Source organism: Vibrio sp. D420a (genome assembly GCF_030248625.1).
GTDB lineage: Bacteria > Pseudomonadota > Gammaproteobacteria > Enterobacterales > Vibrionaceae > Vibrio > Vibrio fortis_A.
This window is the reverse complement of the sequence record NZ_JAHGAN010000004.1, coordinates 87,389-106,215: the sequence shown is the minus strand read 5'-3', so window position 1 is coordinate 106,215 and position 18,827 is coordinate 87,389. Positions and strand designations below refer to the sequence as shown.

Here is an 18,827-nt window from a genome sequence, read left to right as displayed (position 1 = left end):
CGAGATTCGAGATTCGAGAGCCATTATCTAGATTGACAGCCTAAATACAAATTTACGGGCGTGAGAGTTACCTCTGACGCCCGCATATTTAGAAATCGAAAAACGACTTTTTCTAAGCTAAAACACGTTAGTTCAAGGAGAAGGCACGGAGCTTACAAATGTAAGTGAGTACCTTCGACGCAGAAATCACGTGTTATAGCGACGAAAAATTATTTTTTGTCGTCTTTTACTTCTTCGAACTCAGCGTCAACAACATCGTCGTCTTGCTTAGGTTGCTCACCGGCTTCAGCACCAGCTTGTTGAGCTTGAGCTTGCTGTTGAGCGATTTCCATTAGCTTCTGAGCTGCTTGCATAAGTTCTTGAACTTTAGCGTCGATCGCTTCTTTGTCGTCACCAGACTTAACTGATTCTAGAGCTGAGATAGCTGCTTCAATCTTCTCTTTCTCGTCTGCAGGTAGAGCTTCACCAGCTTCTTCTACTTGCTTCTTAGTACCGTGAATCATTTGGTCAGCTTGGTTACGTGCAGTTACTAGCTCTTCGAACTTCTTGTCCGCTTCTTTGTTAGCTTCTGCTTCTTGTACCATTGCTTCGATCTCTTCCTCAGACAGACCGCCTGATGCTTGGATAGTGATCTTCTGCTCTTTACCAGTCGCTTTATCTTTCGCAGATACGTTTAGGATACCGTCAGCATCTAGGTCGAAAGTTACTTCGATTTGTGGCATGCCACGTGGTGCTGGTTGGATACCTTCTAGGTTGAACTGACCAAGAGACTTGTTGTAAGTCGCTTGCTTACGCTCACCTTGTAGTACGTGGATAGTTACCGCGCTTTGGTTGTCTTCAGCTGTAGAGAACACTTGATCCGCTTTTGTAGGGATAGTTGTGTTTTTCTCGATTAGCTTAGTCATTACGCCACCCATCGTTTCGATACCGAACGATAGAGGAGTAACGTCTAGAAGTAGTACGTCTTTAACGTCACCAGCTAGAACACCACCTTGAACTGCAGCACCCATTGCTACTGCTTCGTCAGGGTTTACGTCTTTACGAGCTTCTTTACCGAAGAACTCAGCAACTTTAGCTTGAACCATAGGCATACGAGTTTGACCACCAACTAGGATAACGTCAGTGATTTCGCCTACAGATAGATCAGCATCTGCTAGAGCAACTTTTAGAGGCTCAAGAGAACGTTGTACTAGGTCTTCAACTAGAGACTCAAGCTTCGCACGAGTCACTTTGATGTTCATGTGCTTAGGACCAGTCGCATCAGCAGTAACGTAAGGTAGGTTTACGTCAGTTTGAGTAGTAGAAGAAAGCTCGATTTTCGCTTTTTCTGCTGCTTCTTTAACACGCTGCATTGCTAGTGGATCAGTCTTAAGATCGATGCCTTGCTCTTTCTTGAACTCGTCTACTAGGTAGTTGATCATGCGGTTATCGAAGTCTTCACCACCTAGGTGAGTGTCACCGTTAGTAGAAAGAACTTCAAATGTCTTCTCGCCTTCAACTTCGTCGATCTCGATGATAGAGATATCGAAAGTACCACCACCAAGGTCGTATACAGCGATAGTGCGGTCACCACCTTGCTTGTCTAGGCCGTAAGCTAGAGCAGCAGCAGTTGGTTCGTTGATGATACGCTTAACGTCTAGACCAGCGATACGGCCAGCATCTTTAGTTGCTTGACGTTGTGCATCGTTGAAGTAAGCAGGAACAGTTACAACAGCGCCAGTTACTTCTTCACCTAGGAAGTCTTCAGCTGTTTTCTTCATCTTCTTAAGTACTTCAGCAGATACTTGAGGAGCAGCCATTTTTTGGCCTTGCGCTTCTACCCATGCATCACCGTTGTCAGCCTTAACAATGTTGAAAGGCATGATTTCGATATCGCGTTGTACTTCTTCATCTTCAAAACGACGACCGATTAGACGCTTGATAGCGAATAGTGTGTTTTGAGGGTTAGTAACAGCTTGACGTTTTGCAGGTTGACCAACTAGCGTCTCGCCTTCTGTGTATGCGATTACTGACGCAGTTGTGCGTTCGCCTTCCGCATTCTCGATTACGCGTGGTTTGTCGCCGTCAAGAACAGCAACACAAGAGTTAGTAGTACCTAAATCAATACCAATGATTTTACCCATCAGGCTATCTCCGAAATAATTCTATTTAGTTTTTGCTATACCCACATATGTGGGGGTGGTTACCGGGGATTCAACCCCGACACACAAAATTAAAGTGCAAATGTAATTTGCTTTCGTATGCACCATAGATAAGGGCGGCAAACTGGTTTTCAAGGGAATAGGTAAAAAAAATCTATTTTTTTCTCCATCTTTTTTCATAGAGGTAAAAAGTGAGCGATCCCTTGCCAGTTAAGGCTCTAAAGTTGAGAATGCCTCGCATTTAACACCACATTAAAACCTCAGCCATATTCCTCTTTCCATAAAAAAGACCTTCATATAGAAGGCCTTTTAAAATAAATATTTATTGAGGATTACTGATTTAAGACCAGTTGATAAAAACTGGCTTTGGTGTAGTCGCCCGCATCCATACCGCGCCATTCACACGCTGAGCTCGACCTCTTAGTGTTGCACTGGTTGTAAGCACCCGCTTTAAAGTACATCCAGTCCTGACCATAGCCTAAGTCAACATCATGGCCTTGATATTTGCCCGCCGCTAAATCTACTTCGTACGTTTTCACGACTGGTGAGTCCGAATTTGGATTCTTAGTGAACGTTAGGTGCATAATGGTATCTTTGATATCGACATCATAAGAGAAGACTTCCCCCAGCTTGATACCATCAACTGGGTCTGCACTGCCCTTCTTCAGGTTGTATTTACCAAACACATCATGACGAATGTCTTTACGCAGCTTCTTACCATTTTCATCTTTGGCATTTTTCAGCTCTTTCGGTGGGTTTAACTCGTAGTTCCACGCTAATGAACCATGCTCATGTTCAGGCAATTTACGATAAACAATCTTCAGTGGTTCATTGTCTGAACCGTGGATTTGACCAATCACGACAGAGAACGCACCTGTCTTTTTATAGTTGCCACTGGTACTCACTTGGTCAACCGACAGTGTTGCCGTCATCTGGCCACCAATGGAACCATAATCCTTGGCATTACTATGGCTCGACACTACAAAGTTGTTGTCTGGCGCAGCGTAGTCGTCACCTAACATTGCACGCAGTTCACTACGCGTATTCTTACTATTTGGTGTAGTTGGTGCTGTATTTGGTGCAACAAACACCATCGCACCGGTTTCCTTATCTGTGTAGAACCATTCAGGGTGAACATAAGGTGTCTCTACATTAGCAAGCTCAGTCTTGGCAATCTCCAGCGTTTTTCCTTTGCGAGGGCCTTCGGTAGTCAGCTCTGGCAGATTGATCTTCCATTTAGATAGGTCAAAGTTTTGCGCTGGCGCCTTTGCAGGATCAAGGTTGAACTGGCTCGCCATATCAGTATCAGCGGCAAGAGCAGGGGTCGCCAAAACAGCAACGGTAATTAAGCTAAGGTAGGACAACTTCATTTTATTTTCCTTAATGTCGTCTGAATGTAGGTTGTTAAAGAATATAAAATAATATTGTATTATTATATGTGATCAGTCTTAGATATTTACAGAGCCGTGAATCATTTTGATGTTGTCATTCACAAAACTGACGAATGGTCTTTCCTTACCTTAATCTCTATTCAGATTTTCAGCTCGCTACCGCACCGCTTCTATTGGAAAACTGCAGACGAAAAAAGCGAGGCACTAGGCCTCGCTTTTAGGATTCAGTTGAGATTTTTCTGATTAAGCTTCTGCTTTGTTCAGTTCAACTTCTTTGTCTGCTTCTACACCGATTTCGTCTTCAGACTTAGCAACAATTGTGTTTACTGCTGTGTCACCAACTACGTTAGAAGAAGTACAGAACATGTCACAAATACGGTCAACAGCTGCAACGATTGCTAGACCTTCTGGTGGTAGACCTAGTTGGTGCAATAGAACACCTACCATTACTACACCGCCACCTGGAACACCACCAGCACCGATAGACAGTAGCAGGATAGTTAGACCAAGAGTAAAGATGTCTGCAGTGTTGATTGGCTGACCAAATGCGTTAGCTACGAACATAGTTGCTAGTGCGATGTAGATAGATACACCAGACATGTTCATTGTTGCACCTAGTGGTACACCGAAGCCCGCTACAGATTTAGAAACATTCAGCTTCTCAGTAAGAGTACGCATTGTTACAGGAATTGTCGCGTTCGAGCTTGCAGTAGATAGTGAGAATAGAATTTGCTCACGAGTTGCACGTAGGAACTGCTTTGGAGAAATACCTGTGAACGCACCAACCATTGCTGGATAGAAGAAGAAAATCCAGAACACTAACATTGCAACAACAAGTGCTACGTAACCTGCTACCGACATTAGCGTGTTTGCGTCAAGCGTTGCGCCTAGCTGAATCATAAGAGCGAATACACCGTATGGCGCTAGGCTCATTACAAGGCCGATAAGCTTCATCATGATTTCGTTAGCCATCTTGAACGTCTTGATAGCTGGGCCACCACGAGAATCAAGAGCTTGAATAGCAAGACCAGTTAGAATCGCCATGAAGATGATTTGAAGCATGTCGCCGCTTGCGAACGCTTGTACTGGGTTGCTAGGAACAATGTTCACAACCAGAGAGAAGATATCTGGAGTTTCAGTTGTTGTTAGAGCAATCGTCTCAGAAACCGTACCCGCTAGGCTAGCACCCGCACCCGGTTGGAAGATCAAACCGATAGTTAGTGCAGCAGAAATCGCGATGATGGTGTTGATAATGTAAAGAGCAAAGGTTTTACCACCAAGACGACCAAATGAACGGATATCTTTCAGTTCAACGATACCGCAAACGATAGATACGTAAACAAGTGGAACAACAAGAAGTTTAATTAGTGAAACGAACATACCACCAGCGCCTTCCGCAGCACCAAGTAGGTAAGTGTCAAAGATCGCAATACCGCTGAATAGGTACTGAATTGCAGTACCGATAAGTAGGCCGGCAAACAAACCTACAAATATTTTACTTGAGAGCGATTTATCCATCGTTTATCTCCAGTCTGTTATGTTTGAAAAGTGTACTTTTATAGTTATATATACGAGTGATATCTCGATATGGCCGGAGATTTTACATATCAAGATAACAATTGAAAGTATTATTTCACATATTAATTACAAATGTGACATCAGAGCAATTATTTAAAAACAACTAGTTTCATAAAATATTACACTAACCACCTGAAATCGCTAAAATAAAAAGAACGACATACCCAAAACTATTTTTTTGCCTATTTATTGGCCTTTCGCTGTTTTAAACACAAAAAAAGAGAGGCCGAAGCCTCTCTCTGTATTTCACATGGTTCAGTGATTTATTTTGAAACCATAACCATTGCTGGACGAATCACACGACCGTTTAGCTCGTAGCCTTTCTGCATTACGAACATTACTGTATTTGGCTCGTGATCTGGGCTCTCTTGAATCGACATTGCTTGGTGAAGCTCAGGATTGAATGCTTCGCCTTCAGGGTTGATCTCTTTAAGACCAAACTTAGCCACTACGTCTACAAACGTTTTGTGCGTAAGCTCAACACCTTCAAACAGTGGCTTAACCACTTCGTTGTCAGCGTCTGCTGCTTGCATTGCACGCTCTAGGTTATCGATAACTGGTAGCAGCTCTTCAGCAAACTTGTTTAGAGCAAATTTACGCGCTTTATCGATCTCTTGCTCAGTACGGCGGCGCATGTTTTCAACTTCAGCTTTCGCACGTAGAACAGAATCTTGCTGCTCTTTTACTTTCGCTTCGCTCGACAACAAAGCTGCTTCTAGTTGAGCGATCTTTGCTTCTTGCTCGTCAGCAGCTTCTTCAGTTTGCGCTTCTGCTTCAACTTTCTCTGCCTCAGCAATGATCTGATCTAGCTCTTCTTCCGTTACTTTGTTTTCTTCGTTGCTCATGATATCTCCAGAATTCAGTTTTCTATGCCAGTGAGCGGCGTATTAGCGCCCAATTTGATATAAAACACTCGCATAGTCATTCAACTTGCCTTTATTATGGGGATGAAGAATTTTGATTCAAGCCTAATTCGTTTGGAAACCTTATGAAAAAGCCATTTGAAGTCATCGCCATCATTGGTAAACCTCGAGATCAACAAGCAATTCAGACTCATAGAGAGCTGTATCAGTGGTTAAGTGCTGAAGGCTATCAAGTGTTTGTTGACGACAGATTAGCCAGTATCTTAGACGACATCCCTAAAGAGCGATTCTCGAGCTTAGTCGAACTCGGAAAACGAGCGGATTTGGCGGTGGTTGTAGGCGGTGATGGCAACATGCTCGGCGCTGCGCGAATCTTGTCTCGATTCGATATCTCAGTGATTGGTGTAAACCGTGGCAACCTCGGCTTCTTGACCGATCTTAACCCAGAGAATTTCCAATCAGCGTTAACTGATGTGCTTAATGGTGAGTTCATGGAGGAAGAACGATTCCTACTTGAAACAGAGATCCATCGCCACGGCCAAATAAAAAGCCACAATGCAGCACTTAACGAAGCGGTACTCCACCCAGGCCAAGTCGCTCATATGATCGAGTTTGAAGTCTACATTGATGATAGCTTCGCCTTCTCACAACGCTCAGATGGCTTGATCGTATCAACACCCACTGGCTCTACTGCCTACTCACTGTCTGGTGGTGGCCCGATCCTGTCTTCAAGCTTGAATGCTATCTCTTTGGTGCCGATGTTCCCACACACCCTATCGAGCCGACCTTTGGTCGTTGACGGCAAACGCCACATCAAACTGATCGTCTCCCCAGACAATCGCGGCACTCAAGAAGTAAGCTGTGACGGCCAAATTTCTCTACCAGTTTCGCCGGGCGACGAGATCCATATCTACCAGAGCCCAAACGTCCTTAAGCTGATCCACCCTAAGGATTACAGCTACTACCACGTTCTGCGAAACAAACTCGGTTGGTCGAGTAAGTTGTTCTAACGGCACAAAGAAAAATGAAAGGTTGGCTATATGCCAGCTTTTTTATTGCCTGAAACCCATACGCTTCCTCGCCTTCTAAGCCCTGTTCATACCGTCATTCCAGAACCGAGGAACGAGGTGTCTGGAATCTCTTTTCGCAAATAGACATCAATATCAGGCACCTACGAACGAGGTTTGATTTGATCGATCTCACAAAAAATATTCACCTGCTTACTTTACTGTATAAAGAAACAGTATATACTGAACTTATATACAGTATTGTTCAGTTATACAGGTAAATAAAAATGCTGGCTCATCTAAGTGTTAATAATTTCGCTATTGTTAAGTCTTTACAGCTAGAACTTTCTAAAGGCATGACAACCATCACCGGTGAAACGGGTGCAGGTAAATCTATTGCTATCGATGCGTTGGGCTTATGCCTTGGTGGTAGAGCTGATGCAGGCATGGTACGACAAGGTGAAGAGAAAACCGAAGTCAGCGCTGCATTTTTACTGGATAACAACTTACATGCGACTCGTTGGCTAGAAGATAACGAGCTACTGGATGGCAGCGAATGTATTCTTCGCCGTACCATCTCGAAAGAAGGTCGTTCACGTGCCTTCATTAATGGCAGCCCTGTTCCGCTCTCACAACTAAAATCATTAGGACAGCTGCTTATTAATATCCATGGTCAGCACGCACACCATCAGTTGATGAAAAGCGACTACCAGATGGCGATGCTTGACCAATATGCGGGCCACCTTAACCTGCTGAAGTCGACTCGCAACGCTTACCAAACTTGGCGTCATGCAGATAACCACCTAAAAGAGCTGCGCGACAACAGCCAACAGAATCAAGCACAGAAACAACTGCTTGAGTACCAAATCAAAGAGCTGAACGAACTCTCACTTGGGGAGGAAGAATATGAAGAGCTTGAACAAGAGCACAAACGCCTATCCAACAGTGGTGAGCTTGCATCAACCTGTCAGCAAGCTATCGAGCTTATTTACGAAGGTGAAGAAGTTAATGCGCTTGGTATTCTGCAATCGGCCAATCACTCCCTAATTCAGCTGGCTGAACTGGATGAAAGGCTGGCTGAGTTACCAAACATGCTCTCTGAAGCCATCATCCAAATTGAAGAGACCAACAGCGAGCTAAGAACTTACCTTGATAGCATCGATGTCGACCCAGGTCGTATGGCATTTGTCGAAGAGCGCTTCTCAAAAGTCATGTCGATGTCACGCAAACATCACGTATTGCCAGAAGAGCTGTATAAGCATCACCAAGATCTTCTTCAGCAAATTGAAGACCTCGATTGCTCTGATGAAAAATTGGATGAGCTGGCTAATGAAGTTGAACAGCACTACCAAAGCTTTGTTGCTAAAGCAGAGAAACTGCATAAGTCTCGCGTGCGCTACGCCAAAGAACTCAACAAACTGATCACGCAAAGCATGCACGAATTGAGTATGGAGAAAGCGCAGTTCGCGATTGAGGTAAACAACACCAATACTCACCCATCGCCACTGGGGATGGACAACGTGACCTTTATTGTTTCTACCAACCCAGGGCAACCAATGCAGCCAATTGCTAAAGTGGCCTCTGGTGGTGAGCTATCGCGTATCTCATTAGCGATTCAGGTAATCACCGCTCAGAAAGTCGATACCCCTAGCCTGATCTTCGATGAAGTCGATGTTGGTATCAGTGGCCCAACGGCTGCAGTCGTTGGAAAAATGCTGCGTACTCTAGGTGAATCAACACAAGTCATGTGTGTGACTCACTTGCCTCAAGTTGCAGGTTGTGGTCATCAACAACTGTTCGTTGCCAAGAGCACTAAAGCAGGCAAAACAGAGACACAAATGCACACGCTTGATGAGCAACAGCGTATTTCTGAGCTTGCAAGATTGCTTGGTGGCAGCCAGATCACCGATTCAACACTCGCTAACGCAAAAGAGCTGTTAATCGCCGCTTAGATTAAACTTTCGCCAAATACCTGATAGTTTTCTGAAAAAGATTGGCAATTTTGCAACTTATTTCAAAATTGCCAGTCATATTAAGTTCAAAGCGCAAGGAGCTTTTTACTTCTTGCTGGAGCTTGTTTATTATCAGGCAGTATTTTAGCGAAGAAAGATCTCAGACTATGCGAATTAAGAAGTGGTTAGTTGCAGTTCCACTTGCACTAACAATGTTGACCGGTTGTTCTCTATTAGAAAAGTTGGTTTATCGAATTGACATCAACCAGGGTAACTACGTTGAACAAGAAGCTGTCGACCAACTGAAATTTGGTATGACCAAGACACAAGTTCGTTACGTTATGGGCTCACCAATGCTGATTGAAAACGGCTACCCAGACACTTGGTACTACATTTACCATCACCAAAAAGGCCACGAAGCTCCGATCCAGAAGAACCTGATTGTTAACTTTAACGCGACAGGCACACTGGTAACCATCAACGGTGATTTTGAAGCGAGTGATGAGTTTTTCGAAAGCCTTCGATAAAACCGCTAAATGCCCCAGATACTAAAAAGCCTGCAACACTGCAGGCTTTTTGCTATTTGAACGTATAACCAATTACTTGGCCGCTTTTGCTTGCTCAGCACGCTTACGACGAATCTCTTTCGGATCGGCCAGCAGTGCACGGTAAATCTCAATACGGTCTTTATCGCGAACCGTGGCATCGAGCTTCACGTTACGGCTGTATACACCGACTTTATTCTTAGATAGGTCGATTTCAGAGTAAAGCTCAAGTACGCCAGATTGGCCGATGATCTCTTCTACCGTCGCGTTCTTGTTCACAACCAGTGTAAATACACGCTGCTCATGTGGCAGAGCGTAAACCACTTCAACGTGGATCATGTCTGATTCAATGCTCATGCTTAGTACACCTGCTTCGCACGCTGAGTAAAGGCGTTCACCATATTGCTGGTGAGCTCATTGAAGATCTTGCCGAAGGCCATTTCAATCATGCGGCTTGAGAATTCAAACTCAAGCTTAAGTTCCACTTTGCACGCTTGATCATCCAAAGGAGTAAAGTACCAACCGCCCTGCAGTTTCTTAAATGGGCCGTCCACCAGCTCCATTAAAATCTCTGCACCTTCCGCGAGGCGATTCGATGTTGTAAATGTTTTGCTAATACCAGCTTTCGATACATCAACCGAAGCCACCATTGCTGAATCTGAAGATTCGATCACACGAGAACCAGAACAACCCGGCAAAAACTCAGGATAACGAGCAACATCATTGACCAAGTCAAACATCTGGTCAGCACTAAATGATACTAATGCTGAACGAGTAACCTTTGGCATATAGACTCCTGTTAAAGACAGCGTTACATTAAACAAACCACAATTTTAATGGTATTGAGCCAGAGCGCAAATAAAAAGGATTCCCCATCTTTCGCGCAATCCGTATAATGAGGCCATTATGGCAAAGAAAAAATCAAAATCAAAAGCGGGTAGTAATACCATTGCGCTAAATAAGAAAGCTCGCCACGAATATTTCATCGACGATGAGATTGAAGCGGGGCTTGAGCTACAAGGCTGGGAAGTAAAATCCCTTCGTGAAGGCAAAACGAACATCGCAGAAAGCTACGTCTACATCCGAGACGGTGAAGCATTCATCAGTGGCATGACTATCACTCCACTAACACAAGCAAGTACGCACATTGTCGCGAACCCAACACGTGTCCGTAAACTCCTAATGTCGAGAAAAGAACTCGACAACCTATTCGGTCGTATTAACCGTGAAGGCATGACGCTAGTTGCAACGTCGCTATACTGGTCTCGCTCTTGGGCGAAAATCAAAATTGGCGTAGCAAAAGGTAAGAAGCTGCACGACAAACGTACTGATATGAAAGAAAAAGATTGGGCTCGCGATAAAGCACGAATTATGAAGAGTAATTTGCGTTAATCTTGAGCACTTGAACTGCACAGTGCTAGACAGGCATAGCTTTTCTGGTACTATGCAAGAACACTTTGGGGCTGATTTAGGATTCGACAGGAATTTTGCAGTCTGAGGTGCATGCCGTGGGGCGGTTGGCCACGTAAAAAGCCGCAAAAAAATAGTCGCAAACGACGAAAACTACGCACTAGCAGCTTAATAACCTGCTCAGAGCTCTCTCGCCCTAGCTTCCGCACGTAAGACGGGGAATAACGAGAGATCAAACCCAAACGCGCTAGCCCGGATTTTCCCACCTGAGAGATGAACGGCGAATTATAATTCAGGTTAGCCTTTAACTAGCGTGTCGGTTCGCAGGTTACTGGTGAATTTAAAGATCGACTAAGCATGTAGTGCCAAGGATGAATGGTTTCTGGACGCGGGTTCAACTCCCGCCAGCTCCACCAAACGTTTGGAAAGGGCGGTAACTCATTGAGTTATCGCCCTTTTTGTATTTTGAAATCACTTAAATAGCTGTTGGTACTAAAAGTAGGTACTAAACATGCGCTATCTTTCTTCGACCAAAACGGGCATCTGGCACTTCCGATATCAGCTCCCTGCTCCACATCGCCCTTTTCGACAATCGCCGAGAAATAAAAGGCTCTCGATGCCCTTTAAAGATGGCGAACTCGTCCATGACGAGTTGCCTTAGCTCCTTCCATTTCACTGGCGGTACCACATCTCTAAGTCGGCGTTTATCTATCTCTTTAATGGTGTGCCAATGAACATTCGTTAACTGGGAGATATGCTTGATAGGAAGAAGAGGCAGTAATTGTTCTATATAGCTTTTTAAGCGCTTCGTTATACGAGCATAAGGCTCCAACCAAGATAGAGACTCTGTTTTTATGCCGCACTCACGGCACTTAGTTCTTCGCGTTTGAACAGAAAGATCAACAGGAACACCGGGCAACATAGTCTCTTTTACATGACGCCATTGATACTCATGAATAGCCTCGGCCTCGAGACCACAAAGGCACTTAGCTTTAGAGTTCGGTTCAAGAGTTAGGGTAATAAGTGATGTTGTCTGGTGAGACTTTACGACTTGAAAGCCTTCCCAGAATGAAGATAGGAAAGTATGATTCGGCATGAAAACGGTAGTTTGTGTATGATTTTTGTTTGGCGACTAAACCATATCACTTACTACCGTTTTTGTTTTTAGTCCCCGCTAATCCGCGATGAACCCATATTAAGCCATAAGCATTATTGCTAACTGCCTAACATATTGGCCAGGCTTTCTAGCTTATTATGATTCCAACGGCCCAACAATTAACAGCATAACGCAACATGACACTACAACACGTTCCTTTTGGCTTGAGAATCGAAGACAATTCCTTTGTGGATGTCTCTGATGTAGTTCGCGGAAAGAAATGTGGCTGTATTTGCCCATCTTGTCACACTCCACTCATAGCCCGACAAGGAGAGGAGAAACAGTGGCACTTTGCTCATGCAACTCGCAAAGTAGATAAAACCGATAAAGAGTGTGACTTTTCCTTCTTTGTCTCAGTCAGGATGATGGCAAGGCAAGTTATTGAAACAGGGATTAAGATCGCTCTGCCAGAGTTCAAGTGCACTGTAGATCGCCAGGCTAAAGGAGCTCACTTCAAAGAAGAGTTTCTGGTAGCAAAACAATCAACTATCGAATTAAATGACGTCCATAAGGAAGTTTCATTTTCAAATTGTGTTGTCGACATTGTTGGTAAGGTTGAAGATTTCTCTTTTGCCATCTATTTTACCCACCCAAACCGTCCACTCCCTACTGAGCTTAATGTCTCGAACAATCAACAAAGTGGCGTGCTAGAAATTCAACTCGATGATACACACCACTTGTTCAAAGAAAATAGAACAGGAACTCGGCAACTAGATAGACTGAAGCACTTTTTACAGAATGACCTGTCATCTAAGAGTTGGGTATTTCACCCACGAAAAGCGTCAATGCAAAAAGCAGCATATCAACGTTTGAACTCGGCTATCGCTAGCTATCAAGTCAAACGTCACTCAACAATAAGTCATTCTAATCATAGAGATCGTGCTTCCTATCAGCACAACGACCCTTGGCTGATGCCAAGAAGCAAGCCGATAGCTTCTCCGCCACCGATACCCAAAAGAACAGCAACATTCGAATGCATCATGTGTAACTGCCAATGGCAAGCTTCATTACCAGGGCAACCTACCTGCCCTAAATGTCATAACCACCTGTATGCTAGCGAGGTCTCATCCAGATAAGAACGGCTCCTCAGCTTCTTATGCCCCTTAAGATTACTCAATATCCCCAGTAAGGGATAAATCCTTTCTCATCCCTTACTGGGGATAATATAGACTTTATCCTTTTGTGGGGATATACTTCTACCTATCCTCACTAAGGGATAATTAAATATCTTAAAGGTGCACCTTAATTCTATAGAGAGCTGGAACAAATGATATATAGTCCAAAACAATTAGCAGATATGATGCTACTGATACGTCAGAAGAATGGATGGACACAGTCAGAACTAGCAAAAAAAGTCGGCATCAAGCAAGCTACAATCTCGAACTTCGAAAACAACCCTAACAAAACAACACTTTCTACCTTCTTTAAGCTTGCCCAGGCAATGGATCTAACATTGAGTATCCAAGAGAAATCACAGGTAGCTTCGTTAAATGAAAATGATGATGAGAGTTGGTAATGCAGAAGCTAATCGCATACATGAATGGTGAACTTGTTGGTACTCTAGAGAAACATAAGAATGGTGCTCACACTTTTCAATATGATAAAAACTGGTTAACCAAGGCGGTAACTCGACCACTATCATTGTCTTTAAAACTTCAATTACCAGCTATCACTTCCGATGCAGTTATAAACTATTTTGACAATCTCTTGCCAGACAGTCCTCAAGTCAGAGATAGAATAGTTGCAAGGTACAAGGCGTCATCCAAACAACCATTTGATCTCCTAAAAGAAATAGGAAAAGACAGTGTTGGTGCGATTGCTTTACTTCCTCCAGACCGCCCCTATAAAAAGGAACCACTTAGCTACGAAGTCCTTGATGACAAAAAACTAGAAACTGTTCTTTCTGCATACAAGTCTGATATTCCGCTCGGAATGCTCGAAGAAGAAGAAGACTTTAGAATCTCCGTGGCAGGTGCTCAAGAGAAAACAGCTCTCCTATTCGTTGATGAGCAATGGTGTATACCGAAAGGAAACACCCCCACCACTCACATCATCAAACTGCCAATAGGCGAAATACAACAAGCCAACGCGACCCTAGATCTCAAAGATAGCGTAGAAAACGAGTACCTTTGTATTGAGTTAGCTAGAGCTCTGGGGTTTGCAGTTCCCAACGTCAAAATAATCCAAACAGACAACATTAAAGCTTTAGCTGTAGAGCGTTTTGATAGACGCTGGACAAAAAACAAAGCAGGCTTGCTACGCTTACCTCAGGAAGATATCTGCCAAGTATTTGGTATGCCCTCATCCATTAAGTACGAATCTCAAGGTGGCCCTGGCATAGCTCAGATCATGGAGTTGTTAATGGGGTCAAGTAATGCCCTAGAAGATCGATATAACTTCATGAGGTTCCAAGTATTTCAATGGCTCATTGGCGCTACAGATGGACATGCTAAAAACTTTTCTATCTATATTGATAAAGGAGGCAGCTACAGACTCACTCCATTCTACGATATTTTGTCAGCCTACCCACTACTGGGAGGAAAAGGGCTCAATATCAGAAAGCTTAAGCTGGCGATGGGATTGAAAGCAACAAAGGGCAAGAAGTATGAAATCAGTAAAATCCTGCCTCGTCACTTTTTGGATACAGCTAAAGATGTAAACTTTAATCAAGACACGATGCAAGAGATAATTGATGAAATGAAAGATGCCTTACCTAAGGCGATGTTACAGGTAAGTGATACATTGCCTAAAGGCTTTCCTGAGCATATCGTGGGCTCAATTTTTGAGAATACTCAGAAAATAGTTAAGAAGATTTAGCTATATCAAACCAGAATCATCAGGAAAATTAACATAAGCGGACGCGGGTTCAGTTCCTTTTTCAGTAGGAAACTGATGTAACATTCAATGTAACACTAAATTCAAACAGCCGTTTTAAATCATTGAAATTAAAACAAATGAGACAACCATTCAACTCCCGCCAGCCCACCAAACGTTTGGAAAGGGCCAACTCGCAAGAGTTGGCCCTTTTTGTTTGTCTGGAATCTAGTATGGGTTACTTCTTCTTACCCAATACATAGTCTTCGTCACTACTCACAAGCGCACCGTATTTCAGGAAGTTCTTGCCTAGAATCATGCTGTACTCGAAGCGAGAGCGGTCTTGCAGGTTTACTTTCACCTTCTTCTCTAGGCCGCCGAGTTTAACGTCCATCTCCACCACAGGGCGGATGTTTACCTTCTCTCCCTTCTTGGCTTTTATGCGCATCACATCAATCACAGGCTTAACAAAGTCTTGCTTATCACCCTGCTTGTTTTGATACGTGAAGCTCACCATATCCTGTCCGTCTTTCTTGAAGCGTTTTATGTTTATTGCGTTCATCGAACTCACGTCAGCACCAGTATCTAACTTAGCTGGGAATGTCATGCCGTTGACTTCAACAAGCTCAACATGTCCAACTTTAAACAGAGGTTCCGCGTTCAAGAGGTAGTCGGCGCGAGTGTTAATGTACACGCCCTCTTTAGCCATCTTCTTGCCTAGAATGAAGTAAGGTGCCTTTTCATTCTTATCCAACACATCGAGTGCAAACTCTCGTTGTTGTGCTTTGCCAGATACAACAAGATCGGCGCTGGCTACTGGGCGCGTGTCTGATCCGACTTTCAGCTGCTTAATTACCTTTTTAGACACTTTCTTCAGTTCACCATCAGCGTCCATCAGGAAAAAATCTACTTTGGCATTGTCTCCTGAGCCAGTAACTTCAAAGCTTTCCACCTTTAGAACTGGCGTACTTACAGTAAATGAAGCGACGGCTTTCAGTGGGAAGTTATCCAACGTGATGTCTTCTTCTGGCGAGATAATTAAAGGTTCACCCGACTTAGTTGCATCTTGGAAGCTCTCGGCACCACTCGATAGTAAGTTTTCGGCGTTACTGTTGATCATGAAGTGCTCGCTGGCGGTCATGGTGCCAATTCTTAGCTGAGAATCACTACCTGAACGATCGCGCAGATACACCAAAATATCTCGCGTGGTGTCTTTACCCAACTCAACAGGAACATACACCAAAGGCCTTTGTTTACCGCCTACATTGAGCATACGCACCAGTGGTAGGCTCATCTCTTGTTTCCGGCCATCGTTACTGACCATATCAAAGGTCACTAGATTGCTTTTCTTATCAACATCAATCTCTTCAGCATGTAGATTGCTGTAGCGGTTCGAAAAAGAGAAGCTTGCATTCACTGATAAGCCATTAATGGATACCACTTCCTTTCTGCCTACGACCGTCGCCTTTTCTTGCTCTTGTAGGTAGTCATAGCCCGCAAACACTAACGCGTTGTCAGCTAAGAAGGTTTTACCGATCAAAATGGGCGCAGAAAAGTGGCTTCTATCGGTGAGGTTAACGTCAGTCGTGAGCTCTTGGTCTGCAATTTTGAGCGACATTTTTATGGTTGGGCGCAATATTGGCGTACTGCTGGTTCGGCTGCGGATCATACTGACACGCTCTAGAGGTGCCTCAATCAGCTCCATCTCCCCAGTTTTGGGGTTTTGAATCTTAAACGATACCTGTGTTTCAAAAGGTTCGAAGGTGCTGGCATCCCAATCACTGTAGGCCACATCGCCATTGTTCAGCACCTCTTCTGTCAGCGCCAGCATCAACTCTTGGTCTTTTAGATTTTTGTAATCTGGATGGGTACTGGTTACTTGAATCTCTTCTGCGTGCATCGAGGTGGTTTCAGCGCCGGTGTCGATTTTTCCGACAAAAGAAATATCACTAAGCCCTTCCACTTTAGACAAGTAAACATTCTCGGTACGACCAAGCACCGACTTGCCATCAAGCTCATAGGTTGGGTTTTGCGTGGTAGGTGAAGTGTCAGTTGTTGCCATGGAATAGTGTGAAAAAACGAGTGTACTTAATAGAGTTAAAGCCAAAGGTATCTTTTTCATTAGTTGTTCCGTTGTCATCAGTTCACTAATAATACTGACGTTTTTGCTCAGAGTTCCCGCGTCAGCAGTGGTTCTCACATAACGTTTACGTGGTGACTTTTTCAATGACAAATCGATGACTTAACCGGGGTTAACCTCATCAATTATTGACTTTAGAGCAGCCCATTTTCATGAAGTATTCAACTAAGAACCTATGTCTATACCTCATGAAATCCACTGAAGACAAGTCAGCCTCTTTAAACGAATCAACTAAAAGTATAGAAGCTAAATCATTATTCCTTTTAAGTATTTATGTCACCGTTTTATAAACTTAGCATTACATTCCCTTAATTTCTTTGGTAGTATCCGCGCCGAATTTAGTGAACTGAATGTTGTGATGCATATATCAAGAAATAAGCAGATAAAACAAAAAGTAATGGCGATTTACGTCATTGCTGCTTTGCTGTTTCAGATATATTTATTAGCCACGATGGCGCTCAACCCATCACAAGTGAATAACAAGAACTGGCTGTCAGAAGCACAGGGAGAGAAGATCTTGCTGTGTACCGCTGAAGGCTTTAAATGGGTCGATATTAGCGAACTCATCGAAGATAACGCGATGTCGCCACTGTCTATCGATGAAATCCATGACCCGCTCAAATTTCAATGTCCTCTGCTAGAGATGTGTCAGTTTTCTATCACCATGATCGCAATGGTGTTAGCGGCGTTGGCGGTTTGGTTGTGCCGAATCGTGACTTCATTCACTCCCTATCACCATGTTCAAAGTTACCGTAAGATTTACCTCGCACTAGCGCCTAAGCAATCCCCACCCTCGACTTTCTTCGCGTAATTCGGCGATCTCGCCATACGCCTATTTTTCTAACAAAACACTAATCACCGCCTTTGATTCAAATGGCGGGACGTATTTGCACGCATTCAATCTGTTGTGCACAAGAAAATAATAAGAAAGGAAAGTCTATGTTCAACCAAATCCCAAAGACGAAAGCGCTCGTTACCGCTTTAGTCTGCACCGCTTTGTCCGCTTGTGGTGGTTCAAGCTCTAGCCCATCAACGTCGGTAACCCAGCAAGATGTCACCATCCAATTTGCTGCCAAAGTCGGTACACAAGACATCGAATGTAAGCTGATGGATACCGCTACAGTGGGTACACGTAACACCAATCCAGAGTTTAAAGACGTGCGTATGTACATCTCTAACCTCAAACTGATTGATGACAAGGGTCAAGCAACGCCAGTCAGCCTCAAGCAAGATGGAAAATGGCAATATCAGAACGTTGCCCTACTGGATTTTGAGACGGGTGCGGATAGCTGTGCCAATGGCAATGAAGCACTCAATCACCAAATCACAGGTCAAGTTCCCGAAGGTGATTACACAGGTGTACGTTTTACACTCGGCGTTCCTACCGACCTCAACCACTACGGTATTGATGGTAACGACGCGGTATCACCACTTGATGTAATGGGCATGAACTGGAGCTGGCAAAACGGCCATAAACACCTACGTATGGATGTGAGTGGTTGGAATATTCACTTAGGTACTACAGGTTGTGAAGTAGTGGATGCCGAATCTGAAATTGTTAATTGTGTCGACTCTCGCCCGAACAGGCCCACATACCAGTTCGATAACTTTGACCATGCATCCAATGTGATTGTGTTTGATTACCAAAGCTTGGTCGCGAGTAACGACATTACTTTCAATACTCCGGGGACGCCTCCGGGTTGTATGTCCTCAAGTGTTGATGCCGACTGCCAGGGTATTTTCGATAAGCTTGGATTAGACCTAACCACTGGGGAATGTAGCGCAGGTAACTGCAGCACATCGCAATCTTGGGTGTCGGTGGAGTAATCG

Annotated in this window: 17 protein-coding genes and 1 other RNA gene; 10 read left to right on the top strand and 8 right to left on the bottom strand. The window is 43.9% G+C overall.

Going from position 1 to position 18,827, the window contains the following annotated elements; genetic code table 11:
* Window positions 1–209: 209 nt before the first annotated feature.
* The 4 genes from dnaK to grpE form a co-directional block, all read right to left on the bottom strand.
* Entirely contained in the window at window positions 210–2,123 is a 1,914-nt protein-coding gene (dnaK, locus tag KI743_RS05510; RefSeq protein ID WP_285465493.1) for a molecular chaperone DnaK, read from the bottom strand.
* Window positions 2,124–2,473: 350 nt separating this feature from the next.
* On the bottom strand, window positions 2,474–3,511 hold the full coding sequence (locus tag KI743_RS05505) for a polysaccharide lyase family 7 protein (RefSeq protein ID WP_285465492.1): 1,038 nt from the start codon (window positions 3,509–3,511) through the stop codon (window positions 2,474–2,476).
* Window positions 3,512–3,775: 264 nt separating this feature from the next.
* Complete coding sequence (locus KI743_RS05500; RefSeq protein ID WP_032551372.1) at window positions 3,776–5,050, bottom strand: dicarboxylate/amino acid:cation symporter; 1,275 nt, start codon at window positions 5,048–5,050, stop codon at window positions 3,776–3,778.
* Between the two features lie 323 nt (window positions 5,051–5,373).
* Entirely contained in the window at window positions 5,374–5,955 is a 582-nt protein-coding gene (gene grpE / locus KI743_RS05495; protein WP_032551370.1) for a nucleotide exchange factor GrpE, read from the bottom strand.
* A 143-nt stretch (window positions 5,956–6,098) separates the two neighbouring features.
* Here grpE and nadK point away from each other — a divergent pair, with 143 nt between their 5' ends.
* The 3 genes from nadK to bamE all read left to right on the top strand — a co-directional run bounded on the left by nadK (window position 6,099) and on the right by bamE (window position 9,459).
* The gene (gene nadK, locus KI743_RS05490; RefSeq protein WP_032551369.1) at window positions 6,099–6,983 is read left to right on the top strand and encodes an NAD(+) kinase; all 885 of its coding nucleotides are present in this window, start codon (window positions 6,099–6,101) and stop codon (window positions 6,981–6,983) included.
* A 284-nt stretch (window positions 6,984–7,267) separates the two neighbouring features.
* Window positions 7,268–8,932 carry a DNA repair protein RecN gene (recN, locus tag KI743_RS05485; RefSeq protein WP_285465491.1) on the top strand — a complete coding sequence of 555 codons (1,665 nt, stop codon included), beginning with the start codon at window positions 7,268–7,270 and terminating at the stop codon, window positions 8,930–8,932.
* Between the two features lie 167 nt (window positions 8,933–9,099).
* Entirely contained in the window at window positions 9,100–9,459 is a 360-nt protein-coding gene (gene bamE, locus KI743_RS05480; RefSeq protein ID WP_285465490.1) for an outer membrane protein assembly factor BamE, read from the top strand.
* Between the two features lie 72 nt (window positions 9,460–9,531).
* On the opposite strand, the gene KI743_RS05475 is transcribed toward bamE, so the two are convergent.
* Both KI743_RS05475 and KI743_RS05470 read right to left on the bottom strand, forming a co-directional pair.
* Complete coding sequence (locus KI743_RS05475; RefSeq protein WP_285465489.1) at window positions 9,532–9,834, bottom strand: RnfH family protein; 303 nt, start codon at window positions 9,832–9,834, stop codon at window positions 9,532–9,534.
* A 2-nt stretch (window positions 9,835–9,836) separates the two neighbouring features.
* Window positions 9,837–10,265 carry an SRPBCC family protein gene (locus KI743_RS05470; protein ID WP_032551364.1) on the bottom strand — a complete coding sequence of 143 codons (429 nt, stop codon included), beginning with the start codon at window positions 10,263–10,265 and terminating at the stop codon, window positions 9,837–9,839.
* Between the two features lie 118 nt (window positions 10,266–10,383).
* Here KI743_RS05470 and smpB point away from each other — a divergent pair, with 118 nt between their 5' ends.
* The gene (gene smpB, locus KI743_RS05465; protein ID WP_032551363.1) at window positions 10,384–10,869 is read left to right on the top strand and encodes an SsrA-binding protein SmpB; all 486 of its coding nucleotides are present in this window, start codon (window positions 10,384–10,386) and stop codon (window positions 10,867–10,869) included.
* A 67-nt stretch (window positions 10,870–10,936) separates the two neighbouring features.
* Window positions 10,937–11,303, top strand: a transfer-messenger RNA (tmRNA) gene (gene ssrA, locus KI743_RS05460).
* A gap of 89 nt (window positions 11,304–11,392) precedes the next feature.
* On the opposite strand, the gene KI743_RS05455 is transcribed toward ssrA, so the two are convergent.
* The gene (locus tag KI743_RS05455) at window positions 11,393–11,983 is read right to left on the bottom strand and encodes a helix-turn-helix domain-containing protein (RefSeq protein ID WP_285465488.1); all 591 of its coding nucleotides are present in this window, start codon (window positions 11,981–11,983) and stop codon (window positions 11,393–11,395) included.
* 197 nt (window positions 11,984–12,180) lie between these two features.
* Between KI743_RS05455 and KI743_RS05450 the strand changes: the two genes are divergently transcribed.
* From KI743_RS05450 to KI743_RS05440, 3 genes are all read left to right on the top strand, one after another.
* Complete coding sequence (locus tag KI743_RS05450; protein WP_285465487.1) at window positions 12,181–13,119, top strand: competence protein CoiA family protein; 939 nt, start codon at window positions 12,181–12,183, stop codon at window positions 13,117–13,119.
* A gap of 191 nt (window positions 13,120–13,310) precedes the next feature.
* Window positions 13,311–13,559, top strand: coding sequence for a type II toxin-antitoxin system antitoxin HipB (gene hipB, locus KI743_RS05445; protein WP_065740598.1), 249 nt, complete (start codon window positions 13,311–13,313; stop codon window positions 13,557–13,559).
* Window positions 13,559–14,860 (top strand): type II toxin-antitoxin system HipA family toxin, encoded by a 1,302-nt coding sequence (locus KI743_RS05440; RefSeq protein ID WP_285465486.1) that lies wholly within the window; start codon window positions 13,559–13,561, stop codon window positions 14,858–14,860. Before hipB ends, KI743_RS05440 begins: the two co-directional genes overlap by 1 nt.
* 235 nt (window positions 14,861–15,095) lie before the next feature.
* Here the strand turns inward: KI743_RS05440 and KI743_RS05435 are convergent, their stop codons facing one another.
* Entirely contained in the window at window positions 15,096–16,979 is a 1,884-nt protein-coding gene (locus KI743_RS05435; protein WP_285465485.1) for a RimK/LysX family protein, read from the bottom strand.
* A 415-nt stretch (window positions 16,980–17,394) separates the two neighbouring features.
* Between KI743_RS05435 and KI743_RS05430 the strand changes: the two genes are divergently transcribed.
* Both KI743_RS05430 and KI743_RS05425 read left to right on the top strand, forming a co-directional pair.
* The gene (locus KI743_RS05430; RefSeq protein WP_373417814.1) at window positions 17,395–17,808 is read left to right on the top strand and encodes a hypothetical protein; all 414 of its coding nucleotides are present in this window, start codon (window positions 17,395–17,397) and stop codon (window positions 17,806–17,808) included.
* A 128-nt stretch (window positions 17,809–17,936) separates the two neighbouring features.
* Window positions 17,937–18,824, top strand: coding sequence for an MbnP family copper-binding protein (locus KI743_RS05425; RefSeq protein ID WP_285465483.1), 888 nt, complete (start codon window positions 17,937–17,939; stop codon window positions 18,822–18,824).
* Window positions 18,825–18,827: the final 3 nt, after the last annotated feature.